This window comes from Aquidulcibacter sp. (genome assembly GCF_044346625.1).
Taxonomy (GTDB): domain Bacteria; phylum Pseudomonadota; class Alphaproteobacteria; order Caulobacterales; family Aquidulcibacteraceae; genus Aquidulcibacter.
Genome location: NZ_JBIIYV010000003.1, coordinates 96416 through 122090, shown reverse-complemented (window position 1 = coordinate 122090; position 25675 = coordinate 96416). Strand labels below are relative to the sequence as shown.

21 protein-coding genes and 1 pseudogene are annotated in these 25675 nt (G+C 56.9%); 14 read left to right on the top strand and 8 right to left on the bottom strand.

The window, feature by feature from the left end:
- The 8 genes and pseudogenes from ACIQ20_RS02405 to ACIQ20_RS02370 form a co-directional block, all read left to right on the top strand.
- The coding region (locus ACIQ20_RS02405) for a cell division protein FtsX (protein WP_395777064.1) at positions 1 to 727 on the top strand (727 nt) is incomplete at its 5' end.
- A 1-nt stretch (position 728) separates the two neighbouring features.
- Positions 729 to 1442: a YdcF family protein gene (locus ACIQ20_RS02400; protein ID WP_395777062.1), complete on the top strand. Its 714-nt coding sequence runs from the start codon at positions 729 to 731 to the stop codon at positions 1440 to 1442.
- Positions 1439 to 2389, top strand: a complete 951-nt coding sequence (locus ACIQ20_RS02395) for a lysophospholipid acyltransferase family protein (protein ID WP_395777060.1) — start codon at positions 1439 to 1441, stop codon at positions 2387 to 2389. Before ACIQ20_RS02400 ends, ACIQ20_RS02395 begins: the two co-directional genes overlap by 4 nt.
- Positions 2389 to 3321, top strand: a complete 933-nt coding sequence (locus ACIQ20_RS02390) for a DUF2125 domain-containing protein (RefSeq protein WP_395777058.1) — start codon at positions 2389 to 2391, stop codon at positions 3319 to 3321. Before ACIQ20_RS02395 ends, ACIQ20_RS02390 begins: the two co-directional genes overlap by 1 nt.
- A gap of 195 nt (positions 3322 to 3516) precedes the next feature.
- Positions 3517 to 3819, top strand: a pseudogene (gene rplU, locus ACIQ20_RS02385) (50S ribosomal protein L21); the annotation flags it as partial.
- 32 nt (positions 3820 to 3851) lie between these two features.
- Positions 3852 to 4121 (top strand): 50S ribosomal protein L27, encoded by a 270-nt coding sequence (gene rpmA, locus ACIQ20_RS02380; RefSeq protein WP_290806215.1) that lies wholly within the window; start codon positions 3852 to 3854, stop codon positions 4119 to 4121.
- 193 nt (positions 4122 to 4314) lie between these two features.
- Positions 4315 to 4881, top strand: coding sequence for a GNAT family N-acetyltransferase (locus tag ACIQ20_RS02375; RefSeq protein WP_395777056.1), 567 nt, complete (start codon positions 4315 to 4317; stop codon positions 4879 to 4881).
- Positions 4878 to 5423, top strand: a complete 546-nt coding sequence (locus tag ACIQ20_RS02370; protein WP_395777054.1) for a GNAT family N-acetyltransferase — start codon at positions 4878 to 4880, stop codon at positions 5421 to 5423. The genes ACIQ20_RS02375 and ACIQ20_RS02370 overlap by 4 nt, the downstream gene beginning before the upstream one ends.
- 55 nt (positions 5424 to 5478) lie before the next feature.
- Here the strand turns inward: ACIQ20_RS02370 and ACIQ20_RS02365 are convergent, their stop codons facing one another.
- Entirely contained in the window at positions 5479 to 7671 is a 2193-nt protein-coding gene (locus ACIQ20_RS02365; RefSeq protein ID WP_395777052.1) for a methyl-accepting chemotaxis protein, read from the bottom strand.
- Between the two features lie 132 nt (positions 7672 to 7803).
- Positions 7804 to 8658: an alpha/beta fold hydrolase gene (locus ACIQ20_RS02360; protein WP_395777050.1), complete on the bottom strand. Its 855-nt coding sequence runs from the start codon at positions 8656 to 8658 to the stop codon at positions 7804 to 7806.
- A 218-nt stretch (positions 8659 to 8876) separates the two neighbouring features.
- Here ACIQ20_RS02360 and ACIQ20_RS02355 point away from each other — a divergent pair, with 218 nt between their 5' ends.
- The gene (locus ACIQ20_RS02355) at positions 8877 to 9164 is read left to right on the top strand and encodes a hypothetical protein (RefSeq protein ID WP_395777048.1); all 288 of its coding nucleotides are present in this window, start codon (positions 8877 to 8879) and stop codon (positions 9162 to 9164) included.
- A 9-nt stretch (positions 9165 to 9173) separates the two neighbouring features.
- Here ACIQ20_RS02355 and proB read toward each other — a convergent pair whose 3' ends face one another.
- From proB to ACIQ20_RS02335, 4 genes are all read right to left on the bottom strand, one after another.
- Complete coding sequence (gene proB, locus ACIQ20_RS02350) at positions 9174 to 10298, bottom strand: glutamate 5-kinase (protein ID WP_395777045.1); 1125 nt, start codon at positions 10296 to 10298, stop codon at positions 9174 to 9176.
- Positions 10295 to 11371 carry a GTPase ObgE gene (obgE, locus tag ACIQ20_RS02345; protein WP_395777043.1) on the bottom strand — a complete coding sequence of 359 codons (1077 nt, stop codon included), beginning with the start codon at positions 11369 to 11371 and terminating at the stop codon, positions 10295 to 10297. Before obgE ends, proB begins: the two co-directional genes overlap by 4 nt.
- Before the next feature lie 85 nt (positions 11372 to 11456).
- Positions 11457 to 12329, bottom strand: a complete 873-nt coding sequence (locus ACIQ20_RS02340) for a GNAT family N-acetyltransferase (RefSeq protein ID WP_395777041.1) — start codon at positions 12327 to 12329, stop codon at positions 11457 to 11459.
- Positions 12330 to 12464: 135 nt separating this feature from the next.
- Positions 12465 to 15983 (bottom strand): autotransporter domain-containing protein, encoded by a 3519-nt coding sequence (locus ACIQ20_RS02335; protein ID WP_395777039.1) that lies wholly within the window; start codon positions 15981 to 15983, stop codon positions 12465 to 12467.
- A gap of 290 nt (positions 15984 to 16273) precedes the next feature.
- On the opposite strand from ACIQ20_RS02335, the gene ACIQ20_RS02330 reads away from it, so the two are divergent.
- Positions 16274 to 17767, top strand: coding sequence for a CoA-acylating methylmalonate-semialdehyde dehydrogenase (locus ACIQ20_RS02330; RefSeq protein ID WP_395777037.1), 1494 nt, complete (start codon positions 16274 to 16276; stop codon positions 17765 to 17767).
- A gap of 8 nt (positions 17768 to 17775) precedes the next feature.
- Positions 17776 to 18906, top strand: coding sequence for a cell division protein ZapE (gene zapE, locus ACIQ20_RS02325; RefSeq protein ID WP_395777035.1), 1131 nt, complete (start codon positions 17776 to 17778; stop codon positions 18904 to 18906).
- Between the two features lie 11 nt (positions 18907 to 18917).
- On the opposite strand, the gene ACIQ20_RS02320 is transcribed toward zapE, so the two are convergent.
- Positions 18918 to 19529, bottom strand: coding sequence for an alpha-ketoglutarate-dependent dioxygenase AlkB family protein (locus tag ACIQ20_RS02320; RefSeq protein ID WP_395777033.1), 612 nt, complete (start codon positions 19527 to 19529; stop codon positions 18918 to 18920).
- A 158-nt stretch (positions 19530 to 19687) separates the two neighbouring features.
- On the opposite strand from ACIQ20_RS02320, the gene dnaK reads away from it, so the two are divergent.
- Both dnaK and dnaJ read left to right on the top strand, forming a co-directional pair.
- Entirely contained in the window at positions 19688 to 21586 is a 1899-nt protein-coding gene (dnaK, locus tag ACIQ20_RS02315) for a molecular chaperone DnaK (RefSeq protein WP_346382106.1), read from the top strand.
- A gap of 193 nt (positions 21587 to 21779) precedes the next feature.
- Positions 21780 to 22922 (top strand): molecular chaperone DnaJ, encoded by a 1143-nt coding sequence (gene dnaJ / locus ACIQ20_RS02310; protein ID WP_395777031.1) that lies wholly within the window; start codon positions 21780 to 21782, stop codon positions 22920 to 22922.
- Here the strand turns inward: dnaJ and ACIQ20_RS02305 are convergent, their stop codons facing one another.
- On the bottom strand, positions 22923 to 23384 hold the full coding sequence (locus tag ACIQ20_RS02305; protein WP_395777029.1) for a MaoC family dehydratase: 462 nt from the start codon (positions 23382 to 23384) through the stop codon (positions 22923 to 22925).
- A 185-nt stretch (positions 23385 to 23569) separates the two neighbouring features.
- Here ACIQ20_RS02305 and ACIQ20_RS02300 point away from each other — a divergent pair, with 185 nt between their 5' ends.
- On the top strand, positions 23570 to 25675 hold the full coding sequence (locus tag ACIQ20_RS02300) for a protein-disulfide reductase DsbD family protein (protein WP_395777027.1): 2106 nt from the start codon (positions 23570 to 23572) through the stop codon (positions 25673 to 25675).

The window sequence follows — 25675 nt, the reverse complement described above, 5'->3', positions numbered from 1 at the left end:
CCTCAAGAGCGCGTTGAGCGTGGTGGTCCAAAGCCCCCGGACGGATGAAGATTTAATCCGGGCGGCCCAAATTGTCCGACGCGTGGAAGGCGTGACGCGCAGCGAAGCTATGAGCCGCGACCGCGCGAAGGATTTGTTGCGTAACTATGGCACCGATATGGGCGCAACATTGGATGCGCTTCCCGTGCCCCGCTTGATTGAAGTGGGCGTGACAGCTGGGCAAACCAATGTGAAAACCGACATCGAAAAAGCCCTGAAGGCCGCAGGCTATACCATGGTCGTAGATGACCATAGCCGCTTTACGGGAGAGGTGCTGCGCACCTCAACTGTTGTGCGCATTGTAGCCATCCTGGCGCTCGTCGCGTTGGTTGTTGCAGCGATCACGACGATTGGGTTTGCTGCGCGCGCTGCACTCGAAACGCGGCGGGAAGCTGTCAGCATCCTCCATCTCGTGGGAGCAAAGGACTCCTTTGTAGCTCGCGAGGTTCAAATTCGCTTTTTGCGGCTGGGTTTTGTGGCAGGCCTATTGGGTGCCAATGCGGCTGGTGTGATCGCTTTGATCGGTTCGACCGTATTTGCTTTTGGGGCGTCTGACTTTACGAGCGGTGCGCCCTTGTTGAATTGGACTGACTTATGGATCTTGCTGGTCGCACCGCTTGTGACAGCATGCGCCAGTGCCGTTGCCGCGGACCTCGCTGCACGGGAAACTTTGAGGGATTTGGTGTGAGATGGCATGGCCCCGACGAAAGACCCGTGAACGGGGGCTGCACCGCCCATCGGGCACGGTTGTGCGTTCGTCGACCTTTATTTCGCGCCTAATCTTCGTTCTAGGTCTTCTCGGCGGCATAAGTCTCTTGATCGGCTTCATCCGGTTTGGCGACCAAGTGACCGCCCTTAAGACCCCAAGCGGACCGATCCGCGCAGATGGGGCGGCGGCTTTGACCGGAGGATCAGACCAGCGGCTCATTGCAGGTGTCAAGCTTGTCGAGAGCAAGGCCGTGCCGCGTCTTTTGATCTCTGGCGTTAATCGTGTGACCACCGCAAAGGAGGTGCGCGCGGTGGCTGGCGGGGCGGAAGAAACCTACGCCTGCTGCATTGATTTGGGCCGCCGGGCGACCGACACAATTGGTAACGCCGAAGAAGCTGCTGTCTGGGTGCAGGTCCATCAGATCAGGAGGTTGGTTGTTATCACTGATGCTTATCATATGCCGCGCAGCTTGTTTGAGATGCGCCGCGCTATTCCCGATGCGGTCCTGATCCCCTACCCTGTGCAGACCACGCGTGAATTTGATGGCGATTGGTGGAAGAATGATCGCTCTACCCGGGCTCTAGCGCTGGAATATGGCAAATATCTTGTCTCCATCGGGCGCGGGCTCTTGGACGGCGATATTGAAATTGCGCTGAAACAGGTCGGTCTGTTTCACAAAGGAACGACTCCATGACCTTAATCCGGTCGCTCTTATTGATGGTGTGGACATGGGGCTGCGTGCTGATCGTGGGCACATTAGGCGCGCCCTATGTGTTTCTATCGCCTTTGGGTGGCGCGCGCGTCATGGAGGCTTGGGCCAGGGCCATGCGCTTTGGCACGAAATGGATCGGTGGCATTACCTATGAAGTGCGCGGGCTAGAACATCTGCCCGAAGGCCCGATCATGATCGCGGCCAAGCACCAAAGCGTTTTGGACACGATTATGCCAACGCTTTTCACCAATATGCCGGTTTATGTGCTGAAGCAGGAGCTCCTAAACCTGCCGATCTTTGGCTGGTATTGTCGCAAGGCGGGTCTAATCGCCATTGACCGCTCAGGCCACATGAGTGCGCTGAAGGCGTTAGTAGCGCAAGCCAAGGAACGAATGGACCAAGGCCGTCCCATCATTATCTTCCCAGAGGGCACGCGCCAAATGATTGGAGCCGCGCCCGATTATAAGCCAGGCGTCGCCGCCATCTATATGTTGCTCGGGGTGCCCTGCGTGCCACTAGCCCTCAATACGGGCACATCTTGGCCCGCAAAGGGTATTTGGCGTTATCCGGGCAAAGTGGTGTTTGAGTTTCTGCCTGTCATCCCGCCTGGCCTAAAGCGCGGCCCCTTCATGGAGTTGCTCGAAAGCCGGATTGAGGGGGCGAGTCAGGTCTTGCTGGAAGAGCATTACGAAGAAATTTCTGTCCGCGAATCCCGCAAGAAGAAAGACAATGATGGTGGTGACGGGGGCGGCACGGCCGGACCCGTTGATTCCAACGGTGGGCAAAAAGCTCCACCCAAACAAGACGGCGATGCCCAGGCTGAGTTTGACTGGAAGGCCTACGGCGATCGGGCGCGCGAGAGTAACGGGATCAGAGACCGTGACTTTGACGGTGGCGACGGCGATGGCGGCGGCGGCGGTGGCGACTGATGTCTGAAACTCGCTCTGGATCGCTCGGCGGCCTTATCATACCGCTTGCCGTCGGTGGCCTCGTTCTAGCTGGATACTATGTTTACTGGAAGCAGACGGCGCAAAGGATCCAAATGCATGTCGCACAAGCTTTACCTGCACTGCCTCAGGAAAGCTTTACGGTCACGGGCTTCCCTTACCGATTTGAAGCGCGCATTGCAGGTCTTCGGGTCCAGACTGGAACAGGCTTTGTCTTTGAAGCGTCCCGCTTTGTTGCAGCCGCTTCGCCGTTCAATCTAAACCTGTGGGCCCTCGAAGGGGCGCTAGAGCCGCAATTAAAGCTACCCGGCGGGCCATTGCGCCCGCTGCAAGCAACAGACCTAAAGGCCAGCCTGCGTCTAAAAGAAGGCCAATTGGCACGTTTCTCATTGACGTTTGAGGGCTTGCAAGCAGGAACAGCTGATCCATCAGGATCGGGACTGGGGCCTAGGCCATGGCGAACTGGCGCTGGTGCCCTTCACTTGATCGCTGACCCCAAAGACGCCAGCCGTCTTGCCTTTGCGTTGGACTTATCCGCTTTAGAACTCAGCGCCCTGCCTGAAGGCCCCGCAGCCATTCTGGGCAACAAAATCGACCATCTACGCCTGACAGGTCCAATCAGCCAAGGCCAGACTCTATTGAGATCAACCAAGGCGTGGGCAAAAGCGCAGGGCGAGTTTACAATCATGGCAGCCCAAATTGACTGGGGTCCTTTGTCCTTTGATGACGGTACCGGCCGATTGAAAGTCACGCCAGAGGGCCAATGGCAAGGCGAAATTCGCGGACAAGGGGCCCTTAAGCCCAATGGTATGGCCATCCCGGCTTTGTCCGCACCAATTGAAATTGGCATTGAGGATGGGCAAGCGCGCCTGCTCGGCTTTTCTGCTGCGCGGGTGCCTAAAGCGTTTAACTAGGATTGCTGGAAATTCTTGCCTGCAAGGCGCCATAAAGCGCCGCGAACATCAGCATTCTCAATTGACTTCGGGCGCTTGCGACTTTAAGGACACCCTCCCTAACGCTCGCCGTCATGGCGGGCGCTTTCGTTTATTCCGCGAACCCCATCCCGATCCCCGGTCTGGTTCGTTCGCCCCTTATCAAGGAACAGCGCGATGTTCGCGGTGATCAAAACTGGCGGCAAGCAATATAAAGTCGCTGCAGGCGACAAGCTTGTGATTGAGAAATTAGAAGGCGAAGCAGGCAGCGCCGTGACTTTCAGCGACGTGCTGATGGTTGGCGGTGAAGCTGGCGTAACTGTCGGTGCCCCACTTGTGGCTGGCGCAACCGTTGCTGCAACTTTGCTGGAGACCCGCAAGGGCGACAAAGTGATGGTGATGAAAAAGACCCGTCGCTCCACCTATCGCCGCCGTAACGGCCACCGCCAATGGGGCAGTGTCGTTCACATCACTGCCGTCAACGCGTAACCAAGCGCACAGGAGACTGACACATGGCACATAAAAAAGCCGGCGGCTCGTCACGCAACGGTCGCGACTCGCACTCCAAGCGTCTTGGCGTCAAGAAGTTCGGCAACGAGATGGTTGTTTCGGGCAACATCCTCGTGCGTCAACGCGGCACCAAGTTCTTTGCTGGTGAGAACGTCGGCCTTGGCCGCGACCACACCCTCTTTGCGACCGCCAATGGTCAGGTCGTATTTACCCGCAAGCGTGACGACAAATGTTTTGTATCCGTCATGCCGATTGCGGAAGCAGCAGAATAAGGCGGTCCTGAACCACTCCGGATCGTCCCCCTGAAAGGGGTGATCCGGTCAACAGACCATTTCCCGCGCGGGGGGCCGGATCACCGGCCCCCCGTTTGCGTTATGCCCTGATGCAAATGGGTCCTTCGAACCAGCTTTTGGTTTGGGCTAGTCTCCCCCCACCCCGCGCGGGTTTCCTGACGGAGACTTTGCCATGCGTACACAGATTGACACGAGCCGCCTTACCCTGCGCCCAATGCAAATGACTGATCTGGCCCGCATCGTATGCTTGGCCAATGATCTGCGCGTATCAGGCAATCTGTCCCGTATGCCCCACCCCTATCGCCAAGAAGATGGGGAAGAGTGGTTAAAAAAACAGCCAGAACTCTGGGCTGGTCAAGAAAACTACGTGTTTGCGATTGAGCATAAGATAGACGGCTTTATGGGCGCGATGGGTCTGCATTGGATGGATCGTATGACGCTTGATGGCAGCTTGGCTTGGGAACTCGGCTATTGGTTGGGCGTTCCATATTGGGGTCAGGGATTTGCAACCGAAGCGGGGAAAGCCCTGATCGCGGCAGCTATCGAGGACCTCAATCCTGTCTATTTGGTGGCTGGCTTTGCCACGGCAAACACACAATCTGGTCACGTGCTTGAAAAACTTGGCTTCTACAAGGTCGATGCGATTCGCGAGATGAGCGTCTTAGCAACCGGCAAAACTTCACCCACGCAAGTGATGCGTCGCAATATCGCTGAAGCAGAAAGGAGACCGAGGCCATGACACCCGCTTTATTGACCCCGCGCCTCTTGCTTCGTCCACTGGAGCATGAGGATTGCTTGGCACTGGCCGACCTGTTGAACAGACCGGAAGTGGCACGCGGCCTGTGCACCATCCCAAAGCCATTCACCCCCCTTCATGCCAGCGCCATGATCCTGATGATCCGTGCAGCCGAAACCCGGGGACTAGAATTTGTCTGGGCTGTTGAAAACAGTGAAGGCGATGTGGTTGGCCAGATTGGCCTGCGCGAGTTACGCCCGGGCTGTGCACAATTGGGCTATGCCTTCTTGCCCGAGTTCTGGGGTCAAGGCCTTGGCAGCGAGGCCTTGGAGGCCGTGCTCGACTGGGCAACTCGCCAAGCGCGCTTCACCACTATTGAGGCCGAAACCCATCACGACAATCCTGCGAGCCTGCACTTGCTGGAGAAGCTTGGCTTTGTTGATATGGGCCCTATACAGCGCTTCAGTTTGGCTCAACAGGGCCAAATCCCACTGATGGTGTTTCAGAAGAGCCTAACCCCACCCCTTCAACTGGCGGTGGCGTAAAGCAAAAAGGCCCGCTGATCGCTCAGCGGGCCTTTTCTCTGTTCTATTTGATGGATTAAGCCGCGCGAACGCGCTCCAAGAACTCTTGGGTCTCTTGATCCAGCTTTGCGGCTTGGACCGAGAGTTCGCGGCTGGCAGCCAAAACTTGGCTTGCCGCGGCCCCGGTCTCACCAGCGGTCTCAGTCACACGCGACACATCGGAAGCCACCGATTGAGATGCAGCAGCTACTTGGGTGATCGCGCTGGCGATCTCCTGGGTGACTGTTGCCTGCATATCCACCGACTGACCAATCATGCCGGCATTTTGGTTGATGCGGGTGATAACTGCTTCGATGCGAGACATAGCACCGACCGCACCATCGACTGCACCTTGGATCGAGCCGATTTGCGCAGCGATGTCCTCAGTCGCATTACCGGTTTGGCTGGCGAGGTTTTTAACTTCCTGCGCCACGATGGCAAACCCGCGACCAGCTTCACCGGCTCGCGCCGCCTCGATGGTGGCGTTCAAGGCCAAGAGGTTGGTTTGGTCGGCAATGCCTTTGATCAGTTCAACCACTTCGCCGATGCGGCGGGCCGAATTGGCCAGTTCACTAACAGCGCCTTGGGCTTCCCCGCTCAAGCGGACTGCTTCGATGGCGACCGAGCTCGATTCAGACACATTGGACTGAATGGTCGAGATCGAGGTGGTGAGGCTTTCAGCCGAACCTGCCGCAGTTGAAGCACTGACGGTGCTTTCTTCGGCGGCAGCGGCCACGCTGGAGGCCATCATATTGGTGCGGTCAGCGGCAGCCGTCATGGCTTGTGCGGTTGCTTCCAACTCGGCCGAGGCAGCAGCCACGGTGCGCAGCATGTCACCGGCCACTTGCTCATAGGCTTGGGTAGCAGCGGCAATGGCTTCTGCGCGGCGCATTTGGATCTTGGTCTCTTCGCTGGCAGCAGCTTCAAGGGCGATGCGCTCGATGGCATTTTCCCGGAAGACTTCAACCGCTTCGGCCATTTCACCCAATTCGTCACCACGATCGCGGCCTGGAACCATCAGATCGGTCACACCGCCTGCGAGAGTACGCATCGTGTCGGTAATGTCCGAGATTGGCTTGGACAAGCTGCGGGCGAACCAGAAGCCTGCTGCTGCGGCAGCACCGATGGCAACCAAGGTGGCCAACAGAATGTTCAAGGCCAAAGTCCGCAAGGGCTCTTGCGCCTCTGCGACGGTTTCATCGGCAGCCACAACAAACTTCGCACCCAAAGTGGTGAAGGGCACGAAAGCGGTGATTGCTGCATTACCGTCCGCGTCTTTGGTCACGGTTGTGGTTGCTTTGCCTTCAAAGCCTTGCTTCACAAACTCATTGTCGACCTTCTGCTTGAGAATGGTTGGCTCTTTGGCGTGGGGTGAGTTGTTACGCACCAAGAAGTCTTCACCAATCAGGGTGTTTTCGCCCGTCTTGCCGTTTGCTGGCTGTGGCTGCATCGCCGCGTCAAGCTTGTTGATCGACAATTGGATGGCGAACACGCCCTTCAACTCGCCATTCGCACCCTTGATGGGCACGGCAATAAAGCCAGCTGGTACATCGGCTGATGGCGCATAGGGTTTAAAGTCTGCAAGCTTTGGCTCTGCATTGGCACCTGCGGCGATCACGTCGCGGACGAGGACGCCAAGACCGGAATCTTTCCATTTGCCATTTGCCAATTGGGTCGCAAAATCACGCTCTTTGAAGACGGTATAGACATTCTGGCCATTCGCATCGAACAGGAAGATGTCGTAGAAATCGTTCGTACGCAGAATATTGCGCAGCCAAGGATGCAGTTCGGCATGGACGGCATCATAGGCCGTGCCATTGTTTGCCGCATCCCACTTTTCTTTTTGACCAGCTGGATTGGGGTTCTGATCAATATAGGTGGCTTGAAGTTGGGCTTCCGCATCGGGGCCCAATTGCGCATAGGCGGCGGCGAAGCGGTCGAGCGCGGAGGAAATGATCGCGCTGGAAGCCAATTCTTTTGCTTGCGCACCCGAAGTATCGAAGAATGCCTTGGCTGCATCGGCGCGAGAAATGGCCGTTGCTGTCAACATTTTCTGGGTTTCGGTGTTGATATTGTTTTGGGAGTTTAAGTAAGCGGCTCCACCCGACATCGCCGCAGCCAAGGCCGCAAGACCAGCAATCACCATCGGTAGCTTCTTCGAAATCGCTACTTTATTCAGCCCAGACAACATTACAACTCTCCCCGGTCCTGTGCCGACATCTCTATCCATCGAGCCTGCCTCGATAGAACTCAGCGCCATAGAATCTGGCGGTCGTTGTATCCGGTAAGTGGTTACGTTTTTGTTTACAAATATTGACGGGGTTCAGCTTTCGACTGCTTTAATCAATACCTTGGGTCTACCTTACTTTGTCTGGCGAATGATCGCTTCAATTGCCGCCCAAGCCTCCGGTTCTTCCAGGGTTGGCGCATGGCCAACATTGGGGACCTCGGCTGTAATCAAGTCAGGCTTTGCTTGCTTCATCCGCTCGACAATTTCAGCCGACAAAAGATCTGAGAGTGCCCCGCGAATAACCGCTGTTGGGATCGGCGTCAGGGCCCCATATTGATCCCAAAGGGTTGGAATGGCCTCTGTCCCGCCAGAACTGGCTACTTGCGCGATAGCGGGGTCATAATCGAACACAATTCCATCGGCTGTCTCAATACAGGTCTTTCGGGCAAAATCGGCCCAAAAAGCAAGGTCTTTACCGGGGAAAGCGGCTTCGCCGATCACCGACATCATGGTCGCAGCTTCATCCCAGGTCTGGGCTCGCCCCATTTTGCCGACATAGCCTTGAATGCGCTTAAGGCCTGCGGGGTCCACTTCGGGACCAATGTCGTTCAAGATCGCGCCCGCCACGGTGGTTTGAGAAAAGGCTGCGACCAGCATGGTGATAATGCCGCCCATGCTGGTTCCAAGGAATACGGCCCGCTTGAGACCCAATCGGTTCAAAATGGTCAGAACATCTTGGGCATAAACAAGTGGGTTATAATTGCTGGGATTGGGGTCCCAATCCGAGCGCCCCCGACCACGCACATCAAGCGCCAAAACCCGGCGGCCCATGCGGCGAATCGGTTCGATGACGGCCAAAAAGTCTTTATGATTGCGCGTCAGGCCATGCAGACACAGAACAGGCGGCCCTGTATAGGCCCCAACTGGGTCGAAATCCGCGACATAAGTCTTCACCCCATCATGGCCGACAATCATATGCTCGTTCATACCCGCTCCCTACCGCGCCTTTGGCTCTCAAGAGATTAGTTTAAGGCCTATTTGGCGATACGAAACAAGGTCTGAACGGTCCATGAACCTGAATGAGGGAGCATAAACGTCATATTCGGACGCAAGCAAGCGCTTATTTTGGCGATTTCTCTTGCAGACTCGTTTTTTCGTTCCTATCTTGTTCTTATCAATCGCAGTAAGACCAGAAAGGAATGGCGATGCAATTATCTCTTTTGCCAGCCTTGGAGGCAGAATGCCCCCGCACCAAGCCTGTGGCCCCATCCCATCGGCAGGACTCGCCCTTGCCGGTCGTCAGTCGGCCAACCACGGCCCAAATCAATTATCTCAAGCGCCTGACTGGTATTCGCGCCGATGGGCAATTGCAGCGTTATGTGGCGCGTAAAGTCGGCAAACAGGTTCAAGCCACTGAAAAGCTGGTTTTGACGAAGCAGGACTTTGCCCAAGCGATAGACCGTGAACTGAATGAGAAGCGCTGGGCCGCCTAACGTACCGACTTAGGCCAGCACGAGGTCATCGCGGTGCACCAAAGCCGGCCTGCCCGCATAGCCCAATATCTCTTCAATCTCGTCGCTGTGGCGACCCAGGATTTGTAGCGCATCAGAGGAAGAATAGGCCGAAATGCCATGGGCCACGATGCGGCCAGCCGCATCCTTGATCGCAATGGCGTCGCCACGCTCAAATTGTCCTTCAACGGAAGTTACGCCAATCGACAACAGACTTGCGCCGTTTTTGAGGGCCTTTGCCGCGCCTGCATCAACACAGAAACTGCCAGCGGGATTCAAGCTGTGGCCCAGCCAAGCCCGTCGCGCGCTCTCGCGATCTGCGGCGGGAATAAACCAGGTTGAGCGCCCGCCCTCCAAGAGGCGACGGAACGGATGGTCTAAGAAGCCGTCTTTGATCGCCACGCTACAGCCAGCAGCGGTGGCGATCCTGGCTGCGTCAATCTTGGTGCGCATGCCGCCAGAGCCAACACCGGCCTTTTGATTGATGCCCCCTGCCATAGCCTCGATTGCGTCGGTTATCTCGCGGACTTCGCCAAGATGAGCGGCATCGGGATTTTGGCGCGGATCGGCTTCATAAAGGCCATCGACGTCGGAAAAAAGAATAAGGGCGTCTGCCCCGATCATTTGCCCCACACGGGCAGCCAGCCGATCATTATCGCCATAGCGCAGCTCATCTGTGGCCACGGTATCATTCTCATTGACGATGGGGACAGCACCACATGCCAATAAGGTGTCGAGCGTTGCGCGCGCATTCAACCAGCGCCTACGCCGTTCGGTATCGTCTGGGGTAACAAGGGCTTGGGCGACGGCAATGCCTTGCTTGGCAAACGCCTCACCCCAAGCGGCCATCAGCCGAACTTGACCAGCCGCTGCGGCGGCCTGCTTTTCTTCCAGCTTTAATTTTCCCGCAGGCAGACCCAAGGCCCCACGCCCAAGTGCGACGGCACCTGAGGTGACGATGACGATCTGCTGGCCTTGGCTTCGCGCGTGGGCCACATCTTGGGCCACCGTTGCCAGCCACGCCGTGCGGGCTTCCCCGGTCGCGGGATCAATGATGAGCGACGAACCAAACTTGAGAACAATGCGCTTGGCTTGACGCAAAGCCCGATGCGTCATGGTGCCCAACCGTCCTCATTGGCTTCTGCCATCGGCTCCCCGAATGAGTCCACATCATCCAAATCTGGGGAAAGAATGCCGCGCGATTTGGCAATTTCCCGCCACAATAGACCCAAAGCTCCGCGTACGCCTGAATTGGACACGCCAGAGATAGCAAGCACGGTTCGGCCCGCTTCCTTGGACAAGGCAGCCCGCTTTTCAGCGACTTCCTCTGGGCTCAAGGCATCAATCTTGTTGAGAGCAACAATCTCTGGCTTGCGAGCGAGGTCTTCGCCATAGGCCTCAAGCTCATCCCGTACGGTGCGATAAGCCAGAGCTACATCTTCTTCGGTGCCGTCGATCAGATGGATCAAGGCGGCGCAGCGCTCTACATGGCCCAAGAAGCGGGTACCAAGACCTGCACCTTCAGCCGCCCCTTCGATCAGGCCTGGAATATCGGCCAAGACAAAGCGCGTATCAGGCCCCAGGATCACAACACCTAAATTCGGGTGCAGCGTGGTAAAGGGATAAGCGGCAACTTTGGGATTGGCCGATGATACAGCCGCCAAGAATGTGGACTTGCCCGCATTTGGCAGACCGACCAAGCCAGCATCGGCAATTAGCTTCAGCCGAAGCCAAATGAACTTTTCTTCGCCTTCAAGGCCGCGATTGGCGCGGTCGGGTGCTTGATTGATCGAGCTTTTGAAATGCAAATTACCCCAGCCACCATTGCCACCCTTAGCTAGGACAACGCGGTCGCCGATTTGGGCCAGATCGGCGATCAGGGTCTCACGATCCTCTTCCAGGATCTGCGTCCCAACGGGTACTTTCAAGACGAGATCTTCTGCTGAAGCCCCATGCTTTTGGCGACCCATGCCATTCTGGCCCCGGTCGGCTTTGAAGTGCTGCAAGTAGCGATAGTCAATGAGTGTGTTAAGCCCGTCCACGGCTTCGACCACAACGTCGCCGCCGCGGCCGCCGTCGCCACCGTCGGGACCACCATATTCGATATATTTCTCGCGCCGGAAGGACGACGAGCCGTTCCCGCCGTCGCCAGAACGGATGAAGATTTTTGCTTGATCAAGGAATTTCATAACGCACCTAGACTAGCGCGGAACGCGTTATAATGAAAGCCAAGCCACTCAGGCTGCGATACGCCGACCTCGTGGGAAACAAGATTCAATCCGTTGGATGCACGGCCAAGGGCACAAAGGGGGCATCTGGCTGGTCCGGCATCACCGTTTCGACATGGGTCTTTAGATGCTGGGTGACTTCGGCTGCATCGCCTAAAAGATGCTCCGCCGGGATGGCGGGACCGGCTGTTAGGGTGAAGAGCTGGCCCTTCTTGTTTAAAAGCTCTTTAAACAACGTGATATCGCGCAATTCCTTGGAGAAGCTATCAAAGAAATGAAACCAAAAGCTCCACGGGCCCGTCATATGGATCGGCACAATCGGGGCGTGGTTCTTACGGGCGATGGAAACAGCCGAACTCATCCATTCTGGATCTTGTAAAACGCCGTTCACATGACGCGCCAGTCGCCCGGCAGGAAAGATAAAAATCGCCCGCTCTGCCTGAAAAGCGCCTTGCGTCAGGCGTAAGGTCTCGCGTGTTTTTTCGCGCGTTCGCTTGTGCTCTTCCCACTCAACCGGCACCAACACATCGGTAAATCCAGCCGACACGCGGTGGGCATCGGCATTGGCGTAAAAGATCAAATCAGGTCGAATGGGCTTGATTGCATCCCAAGCAGCAATGCCATCGGCAATTCCCGTCGGGTGATTGGCCACAATCACGCACCTTCCGCCTTTAGGAATATGGTCAAAGCCATGGGTCTGCGTGCGGACGGATAAGCGCTCCGCCACTTCTTCTAGAGCTGGCAGCCCCGGCAAAGACGCGATCGTATCTGCCATCGTGACGGCTTGATCATAGTCGAGCAGCTTATTAAGCGACGCCCGCATGATCGGCCAAAAGACGGATTTCGCGAGACTCGGTGCCCGCTCCTCGATCAGGATATCGATGATATGCTTGTCGGGATGGGTTTGCTGCTCAAACATCAGACAGTCCAACGACACAGGCGGCCAGAGGAGTCAAACTGCCATGGACTGGCGGGGCTTGGCAAGCCCAAGGCTGTCTGACGCCAAGCCTAGAGTTTATCGCCCTAGGCTTGGCTGTCTGACACGTGACGCTGATTAGAAAGCGACGCGTACGCGGGCGCGCACTTGCTCGACGCGCACATCGGTGCGGTCAATGGTGGTCTCGTAGCTAAGGCCCAAGGTCGCCGATTTCACCTTCGCCTCGACGCCAAGTCCAAGCTCGCCCCAAGATTCATCCTGGCTTAAGCCTGCCACATTTGCCAAAGTTGCGTTCGCGGCAGAGGCAAAGCCCAGACCGGTTGCACCGGTGTCCGAAGCTTGGAAGTCATGCGCAACCGCGACCCGAACCCACGGCTTAATCGTACCGGCAGTGCCAAAATCGCCATAGGCCGTCACGCCCAATCGCGCGACCATTGATTCCACGGTGCGCTCCCCAATGCTCAAACCAATGGGGCCGGACTCACGGTAAGCATCGATTTCAGCCTTATCATAAGCCATCGACACGCTGGGCACATATGAACCCCAGCTTGTCTTATTGGTGGCACTAAGCGCCGCCCCGAAGCTGGTCAAAGTGCTGTCGGTGGAACCCGATGCGGCCAAGGGGCCAGCAGCCCGGGTCATGTCCAAGTTGCCGCCACCGCGTGATGCGTAGGCATCCAAGGCCAGAACAGGCCCGGACACACTGCCGTAAACCGATACCGCAACAGCGTCAGACTTTGTCTTGGCACCGCGATTGGACAGTTTGCTGGTGCCATTGGCCAGATGAAGTGCGGCACCCAGAACATAGTTCTTCTGGGTGTAGTCGACCCCGACAAGCCCGGTCACTGTTTCAGTGCTTGCACCAACAAAGCCTTGCTGGGCCTCTGCATTCGCCCGCAAGCCCCGAACCTCACCAAACACGCTCCAGCCAGGTTTCATCGCGTCAGAACCGCTCGATACCGGCAGAACATCGCCAGCGTCGGTCATGACGCCTGTGCCACCGCTGATGGCAGCCATTTGCACGCCGCCCCAGTTCGCCCCTTGCGCGCCAGTCTGGCGCACTTGAGCAACGCGGCCCATGACCATCGCGCTCATGGATTCAGACGTCCGCAACATGGATTGTGCGGCGAGCCCATTGTCCCATGGGGTCAAGGATCGCAAGAAATTGCCCGCCTCGACCGCATTCAAACGATCTGAATAGCGGTAGACCGAAGCCAAGGCGCTGTAATTGCTGGCGCGGCTGCTATCAAGGAGCGTTGCCAAGCTAGAACATTGCACGCTGGTGCATGCGGCAAAGGTCGCATAAGGCAAGGCCGTGATGTCGACCAAAACATCCTTGCCGACCACACGTGGCGTTGCACGCAAGACGCCGGGCAAGTTCGATGCAATCATGGCAAAGCTGCCGCTGGTCGTGCCGGTGGCTGAAGCAATCGTCCAACTGGTGCCAAAGTCTGGCACATAGCCATTCAGGAAGTTCGCTGCAAAGCCACCACCCAACACGAGATTGCCGGTGACATTTAGACGGTCTGCCGATGTAAGGCCCGCAAAATCAATGCCCAGCATACCTGTGCCACCGAAACCTGCACCCCCGGTGACAGACATCGTTCCGACACCACCGACCGCACCCGGGGTCAAAATCCCGCCTGCAACCAAGACGCCGGACTGGGTTAGGATGGTACCTGACCCCGAAACTGTGCCGCCGAGAACATTGAGTTGGCGGGGCGCAAAAGTGCCATCAACGTTGAGCGACCCTGCATCGACAAAGGATGAGATCAGCGTGTTGAGGCGACTGCCCACTTTGATGTTAAGGCCAGATTGCGCCCCACGAACATTCAAGCGGTCAATCGTTGCTGTGACGCCTGTCATCGACGTGGTGCCAGCGGCACGCAAGTTGACTTCAAAATAGCGGGTGGAGTTTTGCAAACCTGCCACACCATCGGTGTTGTTCGGTGTAAAGCCGGTTGAGCCGACACCTGTTAGCGCACCTGAATTAAGGGCGATACGACCTGTTGTCCAATCCTTTGTAGTTTGCGCCTCGCTGATGGCTTGGCCAGTAATCGGAGCGGGATCATTGGCAACTTGGGTGGCGCTGACTTGACCCAAGGACACGGCGCTGGAAGCCGTTGTCGCCACTGCGGTCGAACCGCTAATCTGCCCGTAATAGTTGGAGCCTTGATCCGCGTCGCCGGTTTCATCAAGCAGGCTTAGACGATTTCCTGCAAATGCTTGAGCAGCCAATGCTGGTGAGACAACTGGATCTGTCGTTCCGCCGGTCGCCGGGCAGTTTCCAAGGAAGGCGCACGGTGCGGGTGGCGTCGGGCTGGGATTAACAGTTCCGACGTTAGGCGCAGCAGCGCTATAGCCCAGCGCCGCAGTGGTCGGCGCTGCATTGACCAGCGTGTTGCCGGCGCCCAGCGTAAAATAAAGCGGGTCCAACTCTTGGGTCCAGCGCGTGCTGTCTGTCCATTCGCCGTCGCCGGCTCGTGTCGTCACATATTTGTACGGGTTGTTGATAAGAATTTGGTCCCAATACAAGAAGAGTGGATTATAACCCGCAAGCGACCCATAGTTAGAAAACGTTTGTCCAAAGACGAAGTTGTCATTTGGGTTTCCAACCGCGTCAAAAAACAACCGATTGCCTTGGCTCAACACACCCAAAGAAACTTCACGTCCAAAGGCCGACGTGACCAAAGGTGAGCCCGAGTCTCCTGACCCGGTGATCGCTTCTCCGGCCACAGCTCGGCCACCCAAGGTGTTGTAATCGAGCGTGTTGGAAGCTGTCCGTGTAACACTGGAGGAAAAAGGCTGAGTTGCAAAATTTGGATTGTCGAAATCCAACCAGTACAAGTCTTGATAGCGCAAGCTAGCGGGCTCCGAAATGTCACCGATGGCTTGGCCATAAATGCCAATGCTTAGCGTGCGTTCGTCACCCAGAAAATCGACGACGTTTTGACCTAAACGACGGAAGAAGCTTTCTTCCACGGTGCCGGCTGTACGCGCACCCGTTAAACCATTTCCAGAGGTTCCATAGCCACCAATGGTCACAGGAACAATTCCATTAACTTGAGAGAACAAGAGCCCGATGCCATTTTGAGCATCCCGACCCAATAATTCAGTCGGTGTGTTAAATCCGGCCAGAGCGATGTCTGCTGGCAAAAACGCGCCGGAATCCAGAGGGGATTCAGATCCAAATCGTGAGCGCGTATCATACCAGACCATGGTGGACGAAACCATGGTGCGACCGTCACCAGCCGGCACCAAAAAGTCCTGCCCAAAGAGCCAATTGCGAAGATTGGTGCGCCCAAATGTAGCGTCAGTTGTGTAGCCAACTTGCGCACGATTGCCACGTGAATTGCCGTCATAGGCCGAGGGGTCAAGGTCGTCGACGCAATGGGCTGCAAACAAGACTGTGCGCGGATTGATCAATAAACCGGTGCAGGTGCCGCCGCCATTGCCGGCTTCATTACGGATACCAAGCCCAACCCAATAAGGACGGGAGTTCGTTGTATCAACAACGGAAGCAGGCGTGACCGTGGCCGGTGTCACCAACGCCACTGCAGGCGCGCCAGCTGTAAGGCCTAGCCCCAAGGCCAGACCCGCCACTGAATTCGTTAAATTTTTTCTTGAAATTTTCATTTTCAACGCCCGAAATTCAAATCAACCTAGCAAACCAAACAAAACGCCAGTGACTTTAAGTATCTGAAAACTAGCTAAGAAACGACGCTAGTCAACTCCAAGACAGCAAAAGTAAATGTTTTTTGAACACATGTTTGTTAATCTTTTCACGTCCTGTTTCCAGTTTTTGAATACACCTTTGTTAACCCTTTTTCGTCTCTCGCCTGGCAGGCCCTGACTTACGCTTAACCGCCATAGTTTATCTCTTGCGCAGCACAGGCTAAGGCTATCGAACGATAAGGGGCAGGACCATGCGCGAAATTCATCATTTCATCGACGGGCAATCCAAAGCGGCAAATACGGGCCGTTTTCACAATGTTTACGACCCGTCGACGGGCAAAGTGCAAGCCTTGGTCGAACTGGCATCCGCAGAGTTTTTAGCTGAGGCTGTATCAGGTGCTAAAATGGCCCAGCCTGCTTGGGCGGCGACCAACCCGCAAAAGCGCGCACGGGTGATGTTTGCCTTCAAGGCCCTCTTAGAACGCGACATGGAAGATTTGGCGCGCCTGTTATCATCCGAGCACGGCAAAACGGTCCCAGACGCAAAAGGCGATATTCAGCGTGGCCTTGAAGTGATCGAATTTGCCTGCGGAATTCCGCATCTGTTGAAGGGCGAATTTACCGAAGGTGCTGGGCCCGGCATTGATATGTATTCGATGCGCCAGGCCTTAGGCGTGGTGGCGGGCATTACCCCATTTAACTTCCCCGCCATGATCCCAATGTGGATGTTTGGCGTAGCCATTGCCTGCGGCAATGCCTTCATTTGTAAGCCGAGCGAAAAAGACCCTTCCGTGCCCATGCGCTTGGGCGAGCTTCTGCAGGAAGCCGGCCTGCCAGACGGGATTTTCCAAGTCGTCAATGGCGACAAGGCGGTCGTCGATGCCATCCTAGAGCACCCCGATATCAAGGCGGTCAGCTTTGTCGGCTCGTCTGCGGTGGCTGAATATATTTATGCGAAGGGCGCGACCTATGGGAAGCGCGTTCAGGCCATGGGTGGGGCCAAGAACCATGCCATCATCATGCCGGACGCTGACCTCGACCAAGTGACCAATGATTTGATTGGTGCAGGTTATGGCAGTGCCGGTGAGCGCTGCATGGCGATTTCGGTCGCGGTACCTGTCACCGACAAAGTAGCTGACGCTTTGATCGAGCGCCTGAAACCCCGCGTGGAAGCCTTGAAAGTTGGCCCAAGCCTCGACCCCGATGTCGATTACGGCCCACTGATCAGCCACGAGCATCGCCAAAATGTCATCCGCTGGATCGACAAGTCCGTCGAAGAAGGTGCCAAACTCGTCGTCGACGGGCGAAAAGTCTCGTTCCAAGGTTATGAGAGTGGCTTTTACCTTGGCGGATCACTGATCGATCAGGTCAAGCCGCATATGGACAGCTATAAGACCGAAATTTTCGGACCCGTGCTGCAGATTGCGCGCGCCGAAGATTTTGAAAGCGCCATTGCGCTGCCCAACGCCCACCAATATGGCAATGGCACCGCCATCTACACCCGTAACGGCCGCGCGGCACGTGAGTTTGCCAGCCGCGTTGAAGTCGGCATGGTGGGCATCAATGTGCCCATCCCCGTGCCCTTGGCCTATCACAGCTTTGGCGGCTGGAAGCGCTCTGCCTTTGGCGACGCCAATCAGCATGGCAGCGAAGGCGTGCGCTTCTTCACCAAGGTGAAAACTGTCACAGCGCGCTGGCCCGAAGGCGCGGGCGCGGCTGAATTCGTTATCCCGACGATGAAATAAGCCAGCCCATGTCGGCCATTGCCGCCCTTTACCGTGACAAGGCGCAGGCCGGGATCTTACAATTTGATCCGGCCCAAGCCCAAGCGATTGAGCTTTTGGGCGTCTTGTCCAACCGCTTGAACGACTGGCGGCCCGGTAAAGCGCGGTTCCTGTTTGGCAGGCCAGAGCCTGCGCCAGAAGGCATTTACCTTTATGGCGGGGTGGGGCGCGGCAAAAGCATGCTGATGGACCTCTTCTTTGAAGTGGCCCCCGTTGAAAGGAAACGTCGGGTACATTTTCATGAGTTCATGGCTGAAGTGCATGCTGGCGTGAATGCTTGGCGGGCGATGAGCACGCAGGAGCGCAAGCAACAGGCCCACTTTGTCAAAGGCGCGGGAGATGACCCGATCCCGCCGGTTGCCAAAGCCATTGCCTCTGAAGCGTGGCTCTTGTGCTTTGACGAATTTCAAGTGACCGACATTGCTGACGCCATGATCCTAGGCCGCTTGTTTGAGCAATTATGGATGCGCCAAGTCGTCGTGGTTGCCACCTCGAACCGCCATCCGAGCGAGCTTTATAAGAATGGCATCAACCGCCAACTTTTCTTGCCTTTCATCGCCATGCTGGAAGAAAAGTTGGAGCTACACGCGCTTGACGGCCAGCGCGACTATCGCCTCGCGCGACTTGAAAGCCAGCCCGTCTATCATAGCCCGCTCGATGGCCGCGCTTTTGCCGCCATGGATCAAGCGTGGGCTGCCCTCACCCAAGGTGCCCAACCCCGCCCCACCTCGCTGGTGGTTTCAGGCCGCGAGGTAAAGATTGCACGCGCCGCAGCGGGTTGCGCCCGCATGAGCTTTGAGGATTTGTGTGTCGCAGCCCTTGGGGCCAGCGATTATCTGGCGCTCGCCAAACGGTTTGAGACCCTGATGCTCGATGGCGTCCCCATCATGGGCCCCGAGAAGCGCAATGAGGCGGCCCGCTTCCGCACGCTGATCGATGCGCTCTATGAGAATAAAACCAAGCTGATCATGAGTGCCGAGGCAGAACCCGACCGCCTCTATGGCATCGGCGACCAAGCCTTTGAGTTTGAACGCACCGCCTCACGCCTCTATGAAATGCGCTCACGAGAGTATTTGGCAGCTGAGCGCGGTGGGGATTGAGGGGTAGGCCCCTACCCAACCACCCGCATGGTCAAATTGATCCGCCCACCACCCGGTATCAAGGTGGAGGAGCCCGACAGGACGCGGTCAATGCCGTGATAGAAGTGTCGAGACGCACCGCCCAAAATAACCACATCGCCAGAGGTCAGCTTTAAGGACGAGGTCGGCCCACCGCGTTCCGCCCCGCCGAGGCGAAACACCGCGCTATCGCCTAACGATATCGAGACGACAGGGGCGGCGCGATCCCGCTCATCGCCATCGACATGCAGGCCCATCTTAGCGCCATCGCGATAGAGATTGACGAGGCACGCCTGCGGCAGGATCGGGTAATTGGCTACCGCCCGCCAAAGATCGAGCAGCACGTGCGGAATGGCTGGCCAAGCTTGGCCGGTAACGGGATGCGTGGCCTGATAGCGATAGCCACCATCTCGATCAGACACCCAACCGAGTGGACCCAGATTGGTCATCTCCACACCGAAGGGTTTACCGGTTTTCGGCATGGTCGGGCGGAAGAAGGGCGCGCGCTCAATCAAGGGCGCAAGGGCCGCCAGCAGGGCTTCTTGCGCGGCCCGATCCAGATAGGCGGGATAGAAGTCAAAACCCGAATGCAATTGGTTGCGCACGCATTTCACCTTCTAACCTTGCGGTCCAACAGAGTGACACCATATGAGCCTCAGCGCCCTTCACGGGCAGTTTACTGGCAAAACAACACAGCCGTTCTTTTGGGCTTCCGCGTGGGGGACAAAAAGATCGGTGTCCGCTTTTAAGGGACTTGAAGAACATGAGCAAAGTCATCGGTATCGACCTCGGGACCACCAATTCCTGCGTAGCCATCATGGACGGCAAAACAGCCAAAGTGATTGAAAACTCTGAAGGTGCGCGCACCACGCCGTCGGTCGTCGCCTTTGCTGCAGATGGGGAGCGCCTGATCGGCCAACCAGCTCGCCGTCAAGCCGTCACCAATCCAGAACAAACCTTCTTCGCCATCAAGCGCCTTGTCGGCCGCACGTTTGACGACCCGATGGTCAAGAAGGACATCAATCTGGTTCCTTACAAAATCACCAAGGGTCCCAGCGGCGACGCCTATGTGACGGGCCGCGACAAGGATTACAGCCCTTCTGAAATCTCGGCCATGATCCTGACCAAGATGAAGGAAACGGCAGAAGCCTATTTGGGCGAGACCGTGACCCAAGCCGTCATCACTGTGCCTGCTTATTTCAACGACGCCCAGCGCCAAGCCACCAAGGATGCAGGCAAGATTGCCGGCCTTGAAGTGTTGCGCATCATCAACGAGCCAACCGCTGCGGCTTTGGCTTACGGCATGGACAAGGGCGGCAATCGCACCATTGCTGTTTATGACTTGGGCGGTGGTACGTTCGACGTATCCGTCCTTGAAATCGGCGACGGCGTGTTTGAAGTGCGCTCCACCAACGGCGACACCTTCCTCGGCGGGGAAGATTTCGACATGCGCATCGTCGACTATCTGGCTGATGAGTTCAAAAAGGAAAAAGGCGTCGACCTGCGCAATGATAAATTGGCGCTGCAACGTCTGAAGGAAGAAGCCGAAAAAGCGAAGAAAGAGCTGTCGACTACCGCTCAATACGAAGTGAACCTGCCGTTCATCACCATGGACGCAACCGGTCCCCTGCACTTGAACCTGAAGCTGACCCGCTCGAAGCTCGAAGCTTTGGTCGATGATCTGGTCTCGCGCACGATTGATCCTTGCAAAGCCGCGTTGAAAGACGCTGGCCTGACAGCGGCAGACATTGACGAAGTCGTGCTTGTAGGCGGCATGACCCGCATGCCCAAGGTGCAAGAAGCGGTGAAGCAATTCTTCGGCAAAGAGCCACACAAGGGTGTGAACCCAGATGAAGTGGTCGCCTTGGGTGCGGCGATCCAAGCAGGCGTTCTGCAAGGCGACGTAAAAGACGTGTTGTTGCTGGACGTGACGCCCTTGTCTTTGGGCATCGAAACCAAGGGCGGTATCTTTACCCGCTTGATCGAGCGCAACACCACCATCCCAACCAAGAAAAGCCAAGTGTTCTCGACCGCTGATGACAACCAGTCGGCGGTGACCATTCGCGTGTTCCAAGGTGAGCGCGACATGGCAGCCGACAACAAGTCGCTCGGCCAATTCGATCTCGTTGGTATCCCACCTGCGCCAAGCGGCGTGCCGCAAATTGAAGTGACCTTCGACATTGACGCCAACGGCATCGTGTCGGTCTCGGCAAAGGACAAGGCAACCAACAAAGAGCAATCGATCCGCATTCAGGCCAATGGCGGTCTGTCCGACGCCGATATTGATCAAATGATCAAAGACGCAGAGGCCAATGCCGACGCCGACAAGAAGAAGCGCGACTTGGTGGAAGCCAAGAATGGCGCTGAAAGCTCGGTCCATATGGTTGAAAAGCAATTGAGCGAGTTTGGCACCAAGCTGGAAGTCGCTGATCGCGAAGCCATCGAAGCCGCAGTTGCCGCGACTAAGGAAGCTGCTTTGGGTGAAGATGTCGAAGACATACAAGCCAAGACCCAAGCTCTGATGCAGGCCGCCATGAAGATTGGTGAAGCCATGTATGCTGAGCAACAAGCTGGTGCAGCGGAAGCCGATGCCAAAAAAGATGCCGGCGATGACGGTGTTGTCGACGCAGACTTCGAAGACGTCACCGACGACAAGAAGTAATCGAAACAACCCCTTTGCGAATGGGTCTAGCGACCAGTTTGCAAAGGGGTTCGCTTTGGGCCTTGGCTGACGGATGCGCTGCCTCTCTTGCGCCTCAACCAAGCCCCAAGTGTTCGCTGATGACCGTGGTCAACACGCAGAGCACACACAAAGCGACTTCTAGCTAACAATCCTGCTCTAATTCGGGGATCCCATGAGCGACGATTATTATGATCTTCTGGGCGTGGCCCGTGATGCGGATGAGGCCGTGCTGAAAAGCGCCTACCGCAAGAAGGCCATGCAATGGCACCCCGATAAGAACCCCGGCAATGCCGAGGCAGAGGCAAAATTCAAAGACATCAATGAAGCCTATGCGGCACTGTCTGACCCACAAAAGCGCGCGGTCTATGATCGCTATGGCAAGGCAGGCCTCAATGGCGGTATGGGTGGCGGCGGTGGCGGCGGCTTCCAGGGCGATGCAGGCGATATCTTCGAATCCGTCTTTGGCGACATTTTCGGCGAAGTGTTTGGCGGTCGGCGCACACAACAGCGTGCAGGCCCAGCCCGGGGCGCAGACCTGCGCTATGATTTTGAAATCACCCTAGAAGAGGCCTTCCGGGGCAAGGATGCTGAGCTTAACATCCCCACCAATCAGGTATGCGAAGTCTGCGACGGCTCTGGCGCAGAGCCTGGCACCCGCCCTGAAGTTTGCCCCACTTGCAGCGGCACGGGCCAAGTGCGCGCCCAACAGGGCTTCTTCATGATGCAACGGACCTGCCCCACCTGTCATGGGCGCGGCACCATCATCAAAAAGCCCTGTAAGTCCTGCCACGGCCACGGTACCAAGCAAGTGGATCGCACGCTGTCGGTTGCCATCCCGGCTGGCGTCGAAGATGGCACACGGGTTCGTTTGACGGGTGAAGGTGAGTTGGGCGCGCGCGGCGGCCCACGTGGCGACCTCTATGTCTTTTTGTCGGTCAATAAGCATGAGCTGTTTGAACGCGACGGTCCGACACTCTATTGCCGCATCCCCGTCACCATGACGACGGCGGCCTTAGGCGGGAAAATCGAAGTGCCGACGATTGACGGCGGCAAAGCAGAGCTGGAAATTCCTGAAGGCAGCCAAACCGGCCGTCGCATCCGCCTGCGCCACCACGGCATGACCACGCTGAAATCGGCGCTTCGCGGCGATATGCATGTGGAACTGTTCGTCGAAACCCCGCGCAGCCTGTCAGCCCGTCAAAAGGAGCTGTTGCGCGAGTTTGCCGGCGAATGTGGCGAGACGAGCCACCCAGAGCACACAGGCTTCTTTGATAAAGCCAAGGGCTTTTGGGACAAGGTGACCGGGACGGAGTGATCAGCCCGCTTTCGCTGGTCGCCTAGCCATCAAGGTGCGGGTCATGACGCTCATGACCAGCAAGCCATCTTGATCTTGCACTTCATGGCTGGCCGTCAGGACGCCTTCGCGATCATTGCGGTCTTCGGTCGCCAAAAATGTCAGGCGGACAGATAATTCTTCCCCGGCATAAGCGGCTTTATAATAGCGCAGCGCATCTTGCCCCAAGCGTTGCAACACGGGCCATTCACGGGTTTCTTCCCACAACATGCGCCGCCAGAGGGCATAGACATGGCTTTCAGCGGCGCGGGGCCCCGCCCCTTCGCGCCCTTGCTCGCTGGCTTTCAGGGGTAGATTGGGAGCAAAACGCTCGTGAAACAGGGTGATATCTTCCGCGCTCACCAAAGCTGCACCGAAATCATAGGTTCGCCCGACGATGATGTCTTCAAACCACCAACCCGGTTGTCTCGGCAAAATGCTCACGCAGAAGTCCTTTCCGTTTTCGTTCCCAGTGATGTTTCAGGACCGAAGCGCTAACGGTGGTTTGTTTCGCCCGCTTTTTCCAGCCCTAGTTTCAATCTCGACAGCGTTTTTCTGCGCGACCCAGACCCACACCATTGGCCAACACCTCGAAGGACGCTAAGTAACGGTCGAAAAGGACTTTATGTATGAAACGCGCGCTCTTAGCTCTCTGGCTGTTGCTCTCGTCGGTTGGCTTCGCGCAGGCGCAAGTCCCGGCCGGGATTTCTACGCCAATTAGCATCAGCGCCAGCTCGCAAAATGTTGAGATCACTTTGATCAGCGAGCGGGCAGCGGTTCAACCCGGTGACGTCTTTCATGTCGCGATCCGGCAAAAAATCGCCCCAGATTGGCATACTTATTGGCGCAATCCGGGCGATTCCGGCGAACCTACCTACCTAACCTGGACATTACCCGAGGGCGTTAAGGCGGGCGAAATCAAATGGCCAGTCCCCACCGCCATCCCCTTTGGCCCTCTGGTCAATTACGGCTTTTCAAAATCAGTGGTTTTACCGGTAGAGGTTCAAGTTCCGGCGTCGGCTAAGCCCGGCACCACGCTCTCGCTCAAAGTCGACGCAACTTGGTTGGAATGCGCCGATGTCTGTATTCCGGGCGAAGGCAGTGTGGCGATCAATCTGCCCGTTGAAGCCGCCAAGCGCGACAATGGCGACGCAGCAGCTATCCAAGCGGCACTGGCGTCCCTGCCCAAACCCTTGCCCGGCAAGGCGCACCTGACAAATTTGGGCGCTGGTGGCTTGCAATTGGTGGTCACTGGCGTGCCAGCCGACGGCAAGGCCTATTTCTTCCCCTATGAGCTCAAGCTCGGCGCGCTCGTGGACTTTGCGGCACCGCAGGAATTTGTGCGCGGCAAGGATGGCTTTGGCCTCAACCTTACGAAGTCTAAATCTTTGCCAGACCCCTTCGTCGGACCGTTCTCAGGCGTCTTGGTGCTTGGTGAGGGCAGAAATGCCAAAGCCTATAGCCTTGGGGCCGAGCTGATCGCAGCAGAGCCGATCATGGACACATCAGGCCCAAAGGCAGCAGGGGGGACGACTGATGTTGGCTTGCTACAAGCGCTTCTGTTCGCGTTTCTAGGCGGTCTGATTTTGAACCTGATGCCCTGTGTCTTTCCGATCCTATCCATGAAGGCCTTGGGCCTTTTGGAGGCCTCGCACGGGGATAAGGCCGAAGCGCGCACCCACGGCCTGTGGTATGGGTTTGGCGTGCTCGCAAGTTTCCTTGGTCTAGCAGGTCTACTGATTGGCCTGAAAGCCGCTGGCATGGCCGTTGGCTGGGGCTTTCAACTGCAATCGCCCGCCATCATTGTCGGCCTTGCGGTGTTGATGGTTCTGATCGGGTTCAACTTGTTGGGCTTCTATGAGATCGGCACCTCGCTGCAAGGCGCTGGCACAGGCCTTGCCAGTAAGAGTGGGCATGCAGGCTCGTTCTTTACAGGCGTCTTGGCTGTGGTAGTCGCTGCACCCTGTACCGCGCCCTTCATGGGTGTTGCCTTAGGTTTTGCGGCTACTCAGCCTGCAATTGGGGCCTTGAGTGTGTTCGCGGCCTTGGGGCTGGGCTTTGCAGTACCCTTTGTCGCGCTGACCTTAATGCCGGGCCTGATGCGGGCTTTGCCACGGCCTGGAGCTTGGATGAGCCGCCTCCGCGAAGCCTTGTCCTTTCCCATGTTTGCCACGGCCATCTGGCTAATCTGGGTAAGCAGCGCCCAAGTGGGTCAAGCGGGCGTCTTGGCCGCCTTGGGCGGTGTCTTGGCTGCTGGCATGGCCGTTTGGATTTGGCGGACTTGGTCTGGGCACAAGGGGCGCGCCATCGCGCTGATGATCTTAGTCGCAGGCCTTGTTGGCGCTGGCACTTATGTGACCCAAGCGCCCGCAAAGGCCACTAACGTCGCCTCCGCCAGCTTTGGTGGTGAGCCTTGGACACCTGCCCGTGTCGAAGCGCTGCAACAGGAAGGCAAGACCGTCTTTGTCAATTTCACGGCAGACTGGTGTGTGACTTGTAAGGTCAATGAAGTCACCGTCTTTGCGGATCCTGCCGTGCGCGAGGCTCTAAATGGCGACAAGGCGGTATATCTGGTAGCCGACTGGACCAGTCGCGATGATGTGATCGCTCAAGCGCTGGCAAGCCACGGACGCGTGGGTGTACCCCTATATCTCGTCTATAAGCCCGGCGTGGCAGAACCCCAAATCCTGCCGCAATTACTGAGCGCAGAGATGATCAAAGCCGCCCTGAATTAG